At 41.5% G+C, this 600-nt stretch carries 1 protein-coding gene; it reads left to right on the top strand.

Annotated features, from left to right (window positions below; genetic code table 11):
* On the top strand, positions 1 to 470 hold a 470-nt coding region (locus Q3O60_RS17625), incomplete at its 5' end, for a hypothetical protein (RefSeq protein ID WP_305895233.1).
* Between the last annotated feature and the right edge of the window lie 130 nt (positions 471 to 600).

Here is a 600-nt window from a genome sequence, read left to right as displayed (position 1 = left end):
GGGAACACCTTGGGCCTCGAGATGATGTAGGTTTCTTTATTCAATCGAATATAAAATCCAATGGAACCCTCCAACAACTAACAGTACGCCAATCATTTAATCAGTGTAAAAGAAACCCGTCCATGTCCATCTTAGAATCAGTTACATCAATGATTGATGACATTTATGACAAGCATGCATTGAGCCCAAGGTGGGCTTCATGCCGTGATGTCATGCGAAACCGAGTCCCATACAGATCCGTACTTGAGCATGCTTTTTCAGGCGGCAATGAAGGAATGCTTGTTTCAATACGAAGAAGACTTGATGAGCTCGGTCACACTGATGTCGTCAAACGAGTTTACGACCAGTTAAGTGACGAGTGCAAGAAAAATGAACACCTCAATGCAACAAGTCTTGTGACCCGATTTGTGAATGCAGAAGGACGAAGAATAAAAGCACAGCAAGCGCAGGAGCATATAAAACAGAACTAATGTGTACTAGTGTGATTACCAAGGGATTATGTCGGTCTAATTACCGAGCGACTTTGTCGGAACTAAAGTAACAGTTGGTATTATCCACTTCAATAAATCTGTGAATATTTCTTTTAAGGCATGAGTTGAC

It is taken from the genome of Alkalimonas collagenimarina (assembly GCF_030717845.1).
GTDB lineage: Bacteria > Pseudomonadota > Gammaproteobacteria > Enterobacterales > Alteromonadaceae > Alkalimonas > Alkalimonas collagenimarina.
The sequence above is the reverse complement of the archived record's forward strand: the minus strand, read 5'-3'. Positions and strand labels throughout refer to the sequence as shown.